Source organism: Ensifer sp. ZNC0028, assembly GCF_000799055.1.
Lineage (GTDB): Bacteria > Pseudomonadota > Alphaproteobacteria > Rhizobiales > Rhizobiaceae > Ensifer.
Genome location: NZ_JTLA01000200.1, coordinates 1 through 6036, shown reverse-complemented (window position 1 = coordinate 6036; position 6036 = coordinate 1). Strand labels below are relative to the sequence as shown.

At 63.0% G+C, this 6036-nt stretch carries 5 protein-coding genes; 4 read left to right on the top strand and 1 reads right to left on the bottom strand.

The window, feature by feature from the left end; translation table 11 throughout:
- Position 1: 1 nt before the first annotated feature.
- Positions 2 to 1438 carry a DUF1254 domain-containing protein gene (locus L981_RS32550; protein ID WP_245281760.1) on the top strand — a complete coding sequence of 479 codons (1437 nt, stop codon included), beginning with the start codon at positions 2 to 4 and terminating at the stop codon, positions 1436 to 1438.
- A gap of 48 nt (positions 1439 to 1486) precedes the next feature.
- Here L981_RS32550 and L981_RS32545 read toward each other — a convergent pair whose 3' ends face one another.
- Positions 1487 to 2944: a CYTH and CHAD domain-containing protein gene (locus L981_RS32545; RefSeq protein ID WP_245281759.1), complete on the bottom strand. Its 1458-nt coding sequence runs from the start codon at positions 2942 to 2944 to the stop codon at positions 1487 to 1489.
- 339 nt (positions 2945 to 3283) lie between these two features.
- Here L981_RS32545 and L981_RS32540 point away from each other — a divergent pair, with 339 nt between their 5' ends.
- From L981_RS32540 to L981_RS32530, 3 genes are all read left to right on the top strand, one after another.
- Positions 3284 to 4390 (top strand): endonuclease/exonuclease/phosphatase family protein, encoded by a 1107-nt coding sequence (locus L981_RS32540; protein ID WP_043626821.1) that lies wholly within the window; start codon positions 3284 to 3286, stop codon positions 4388 to 4390.
- 2 nt (positions 4391 to 4392) lie between these two features.
- Entirely contained in the window at positions 4393 to 5133 is a 741-nt protein-coding gene (locus L981_RS32535; protein WP_043626818.1) for an NUDIX hydrolase, read from the top strand.
- A gap of 251 nt (positions 5134 to 5384) precedes the next feature.
- Positions 5385 to 6036: PhzF family phenazine biosynthesis protein (locus L981_RS32530; protein ID WP_043626816.1), on the top strand; the 652-nt coding region annotated here is incomplete at its 3' end.

Below are 6036 nucleotides of genomic sequence, written 5' to 3'. Positions count from 1 at the left end.
GCTGACGGCCGCCTCGGTCGTGACCTCGGCCACGCCCGCCGCGGCACAGCAGGCGCTCGGGCCGGGTGCGCCGACATTGCCGGTCACCGGCGTCGCCATGCATCCGGGCTATGCCCGCACGATCGCGCAGATGGCCTATGTCTGGGGCTGGCCGATCGTCAACATGCTCAACCGCAAGGCCAGGATCACCCAGGCGCCGAGTCCCGGCCTGCTCGGTGGCATTCTGCCGGTTGCCCCGCGCGGCCAGGTGGGCATGCTGCACGACTATATCGAGCCGTCCGAAACCTTCGTCACATGCCCCAACCAGGATGTGGTCTACGGCCTCGGCTTCTTCGAACTCGACGATGAGCCCGTCGTCGCTCAGGTGCCCGATTTCGGCGACCGCTTCTGGGTCTATGCGCTTTACGACGCGCGCACCGACCAGTTCGGCCAGCTTGGAAAGCCCTATGGCACCAAGCCCGGCTTCTACCTGCTCGTCGGGCCCGATTGGGACGGGCTGAAGCCGGCAGGCATTACCGATATCATCCGTTCGCCGACCTCGCTTGCCAACGCCATTCCGCGCATCTTTCAGGACGACACGGGCGAGGACAACAAGGACATTCAGCCGTTCATCAACCAGGTCGTCTTCTATCCGCTCAAGGATTTTACCGGCCAGATGAAGACGATCGAATGGGCGAAGCTCATCGATATTCCAGCCCCGCCGGCCGATGATGCGGCAGCCGAGGGCGAAACGCGGTGGGTGGTGCCGGAAAAATTCTTCGAGCAGTTCCCCGATGCGATTGCCGCCGTCGATCCGCTGCCGGGGGAAGAGGCTCTCTATGCGCAGTTCCGCCTGCTGATCGACGCCACCGAAAGGGACGAAGAGCTGAAGCAGATGCTGGTCGATACGGCGATCGAGACCGAGGAAAAGGTCATTGCACCCTTCTTCGACTGGCAGCGCAACGGGCTTCCAGCCGGCAACGGCTGGAACCGCTCGGTCAACAACGCGCAATGGGGCATCGACTATTTCAACCGGACGGGAACGGCCAAGTCGAACATGTTCGACAACAGGCCCTCGGAAACGCAATATTTCTACACCGATTTCGACGGCTCCGGCGATCAGCTGACCGGCGTGAAGCTCTACGAGATCACCTTTGCGCCAGGTGAGGATCCGCCGGTCAACGGGTTCTGGTCGCTGACCCTCTACAACGACAAGCATCTTTTCCATCCCAACGAGCACGAGCGCTATTCGGTCGGCACCAAGTCCCGGCAGCTGAAGCGCAACAAGGATGGCTCGCTAACGATCTACGTGGGCGCCGAGCGCCCCGGAGGGGAGAAGGACAGCAACTGGCTGCCGGCGCCGCACGGGATCTTTTCGCTCTATATTCGCGCCTATTGGGGCAAGGACGAGATCCTCGACGGCTCCTGGCAGCCGCCGAAGATCACAGTTGCGGCATGAGGGGGGCCAAGGTGCCGGGATAAACCGACGTCGGTTTGCCCGGCGTGTTCAACGCCAGAAACGCTTGACGTCGATCACGTCGTCGAGCGCGGCCTGTGCGCGGTCGATGAGCTTGTCCTTGTTCGCCTCAACGACGAGCGTTCCGGCGTCCGGGTGGTCCCCAAGGCCGATTTCGCTCAGCACGTCCGGCGCGGAGACCAGGTCATTGAGCGTGCCGAGTTCATCCTGCAGCGCGGCCATGGCCGTGGTGAAGCGCTTGTGGCGCCTAGCGCCGCGCTTGTCGTCGAACAGCGTGGCGAAGAATTCGGCGGCATAACGCAGCTTCTTGGCGTCCTTGCGAGCCTCGTGCCGTTCCTCGTCGTTGACCTTGGCGAGCGCACGACCATGCTTCTTCAGCTTCCGGCGTTCGCGGTCGAGCACCGCCTCGGCGAAATCGGTCACCGGACGATCGTGAAGTTCGGCGGGGGGTGCGGAGAGATAGGCGCCACAATGCAGCCATTCGTGGAGGTCGAGCATCAGGGCGCGGCCGCGACCGTCGTCGAGCGCTTCGAACAGTTCGCGATAGCGGGCGGCGCGGGCAGTCTTCAGTCGCTCGAGAAGTTCCGGCTGCGATGCGCGCGCCAGGAGAACGTCGACGTCGCGGGCCTTGCCGAAGACGCCTGCCAGCCACTTCAGCTCGCCTTTCAGGCGGGTGCTTTCATCGTCCTGAAGCAGATCCCTGAAGAGCGAGAAGGCCGATCGCAAGCGCCGAAGGGCAACGCGGGACTGGTGCAGCGCCTCCGGGTTTTGGCGCACGCGCAGCACGTCCTCGTTCAGGCGGTGGTGGCGAAGACAGGAAAGGGCGACCGTGCGAAAACTCTTTGCCACCCGCATCTCGCGGTCGAGTTCGACCGGCTCGGCCTTGAAGACCATCTGCTCGGCATCGATGAGACGGAAACCGCGCTCGGCCTTGGACATGACGCCGAAGCGGATGGGAACGATCGCCTCGATGCGGCGGGCAAGCGTGAAGAGCGCTTCGGGCACGCCGTCCTTGAGCTCGAGCTCGATCTCGCCGATCGTGGTCTGGCGGGTGCCCGCGGTGATCCGGCCGCGGTCGAGCACGACCTCGATGTCGGCGCCATCCTGCTTCACCTTCCAGGTGGTGCGTTCGACGTCGACGGCAAAATGCGCCTGCAGATCGCCCGGCTCAAGGTCGAACTGGGCGGCAAGCGGCGTGGTGTGGTTGGCCACCGGCTCGTCATCGTCCAGCGGCTGTTCCCATTCCGGCCGGGCAAAGACCGAGGCGCTCGCGCCCGTCGCCTTGATCGTCTGGGTGCGGGCAGAGCCGACGGTGCGGATGCGCAGCGTAAAACCCGACTGGAACAGGTCGCGGGCGCGCGTGTCGAAATAGACCGACCGTTGGCTTTCGACGTTTGCGGGCTCACCCAGAAGCCCGGATTCGGCGAAACGATCGAGATCTTCAGGGAGAAGCTCGAGCTTGATTTCGATTTCCGTGTTCAACCCCATCCTCCAACAAAGTGCAAGAGACAACGCGATAATGCCATATGAGCACATTGGTTCGTGTTCTGAATGACATGGATCATATTTGTGTGGCGGTCCCATCCGACAGGCCGGGCTCGAAGCGGAAGGCTGCGGAGGTGCAGGATTTCTATGGGTTCAGGACGGAGAACCGTTTCACACTTCTCCCGGAATTGCGTTCTGAGATGACGCAATTCCGGATGGAAAACCGCTTCGCACTTTTCCTGGAATTGCTTTTTGTATTGCCGCAATTCCGAACGGAAAACCGTTTCACACTTTTCCTGGAATTGCTTAAGCTCCCCACATTTCATGCCACGGAATTGATAAATGTCGCTTCGCCTTGCCACCTTCAATATCGAAAACCTTTTGAGCCGCTTCGATTTTTCCGGATTTCGCAACCAGCTGAAGCAGGATCGGGTGCTGCGGCTCTTCGACGTGAAGACGGAAGCCGAGTACCAGCGGCTGGAGGAGGCGCGCACGATTGCGCATACGGACGATACGCGGCAGATGTCGGCGCTGGCGATCGCCGATTGCGATGCGGATATCCTCTGCCTGCAGGAAGCCGACAACATGGCCTCGCTGCAGGCCTTCGAGTACAACTACCTCTTTCGCATGGTCGGCAACGGTTATCGCCAGAAGTACCTGATCGAAGGCAATGATTCGCGCGGGATCGATGTGGCCGTGCTGATGCGCGAGGAGACGCGCGACGGCCAGCCGATCGAGTGCCTGGAGGTCAAAAGCCATGCGGGGCTGACCTATGAGGACCTCGACCTTTTCAACGACCAGATTGCCCATACCAACCGGCCGGCCGACCGGATCTTCAAGCGCGACTGCCTGGAGCTCGATCTTCGGATCGGCGGGCGGCCGCTGACGCTTTATGTGGTGCATTTCAAATCGATGGGGCCGGCGCGCGAGGGGCTCGACGGCCGGCAGGCGACGATGCCGCTGCGCGTCGCCGAAGCCTCGGCCGTGCGCCACATTATCGAAAGCCGCTTTGGCCGCGGGCACACGGCCGACAAGATGTTTGCGATCTGCGGCGACATGAACGACTACCAGGAGAAGGTGAACATCCTCGGCGACCGGCGTACCGGCTACCAGTTCGTGCCGCATGAGGAGGAGACGAGTTCGCTCGACGTCTTCACTCATGGCGGCTTTGCCGAAAACCCGATGCTGCGCCGGCCGGTGATGGACCGCTGGACGCTGTTTCACAGCCGCGGGCCGCAGGAGCGGCATCTCTGCCAGCTCGACTATATCTGGCTGTCGCCGGCGCTTGCCAAGCGCAACGCACACCAGGTGCCCGAGGTCATTCGCGGCGGCCAGCCGTTCCGCACGATCTTTCCGCCGGAGCTGGAGGTGGAGCGTTATCCGCGCACCGGCTGGGACCGGCCGAAGGCATCCGACCATTGCCCCGTGGCCATCACCCTGGATGTGTGAACATGAGCGCGCTTGAAAGCAACACGGCTGAGTGGCCAGCCGAAGGCGTCATCATCCCGATCGATGCGGTGGATGTCCGCGTTAGCGGCGCGGCGCATCCGTTTCACCTGGAGGAGGTGGGGCGCGCGCAGCAAAACTGGCAACGGGAGATCGCCGCCAATCCGCACCTCTTCGATGGGCGCATGGTGCTGCTGAGGGCGCTTCGCATCGACGACGGCCGGTTGCAGGGCGAGGGGCATGTGGTGCCCTATTCGACCTTTCTCTGGTGGCGGAAGACGCGGGCAAAGGGTGCCTTTCATCTCTTCGCCATGCCGGCGATTCTTTCCTCCGACGGTGCGCTGGTTCTTGTGCGCATGGGCGGGCACACCGCCAACCCCGGCCGGGTCTACAGCCCCTCCGGTTCGCTGGAGCCCGAGGATATCGTCGATGGCGGCTGCGAAATCGACGGCAATATCCGCCGCGAGGCGATGGAAGAAACCGGCATCGACCTTTCGCTCGCGACTGTGGAGCCCGGTTATCACCTGCTGCATATGGGCCGCGCCGTGACGCTCATCCGGGTCTATCGCTATCCGGAGAAGGCGGCAGCGCTGGTTGCGCGCGTTGCCGCGCATATCTCAGTCGATCCCGAACCTGAGATCGACGAAGCGATCGCGGTTTTTGGCCCGGACCCCGTGGCGCACAACTATCCGCCCTTCATCCCGCCGATCCTCGACTGGCTGTTCCGGCGTGAGAAGCCGCTCTGATTTTGAGTCAGCGGGGCGTCGTATCCTCTTGTATTTTCGTGCTTTAGCGAGGGTTGTCTGATGGCTGCGCGACGGCGGATGAGCGCCGGCTGAGTCCGGGCAGACTTTTGGTCGCTCGGACGGCGAGGCAAGCCGCGGGAGTGGGAGCTAAAGAAAACGTGATCCGCGTCGAGTTGTGTACCGGTGCTTTTAAGCCTTGCCGCCCGCGTCTCGACGCTGCAAAGTTCGGGCATATTCGCAAGGGGACATGAATGGCGCTCAGCTACGCGATCTACGACGTCTTCACCGACAGGCAACTGGAGGGCAATCCGCTGGCCGTGGTTTTCGGTGCCGATTGGCTGGAGGACGGGGCGATGCAGGCAATCGCGCAGGAATTCAACCTGTCCGAGACGGTGTTCATTCGCAGGCCCGGCGGTGCCGCACATACGGCGAAGCTGCGGATCTTCACACCCAGCCAGGAGCTGCCCTTTGCCGGCCATCCGACCGTCGGCGCGGCCGTGGCGATCGCCGAGGCGCAGCATGGCGCGATCGAAGAGGGCATCGACCTCGTTCAGGTGCTGGAGGAAAAGGTGGGGCCGGTGCGCTGTGCCGTGCGGCTCAAGGCCGGGCAGGCGAGCTTTGCCGAATTCGACCTGCCGCGGAAATCCGTCAGGCTCGACGCACGCTTCGACCGACAGGCGATCGCAGATGCGCTGAGCCTGAAGCTCTCGCAGATCGGTTTCGAGAATCACGTGCCCTCGTTCTGGAGCGCGGGCGCACCGTTCGTCATGGTGCCGGTGCATGATGTTGCGGCCGCTTCGTCGATCGAGTTCGATTCGCTGCGCTGGGAGCAACTGACGCCGATGGCCGAGGGTCGGCTTGCCGCCGCTTACGTCTATTGTCGCGGCGGCGTGAACCACACGG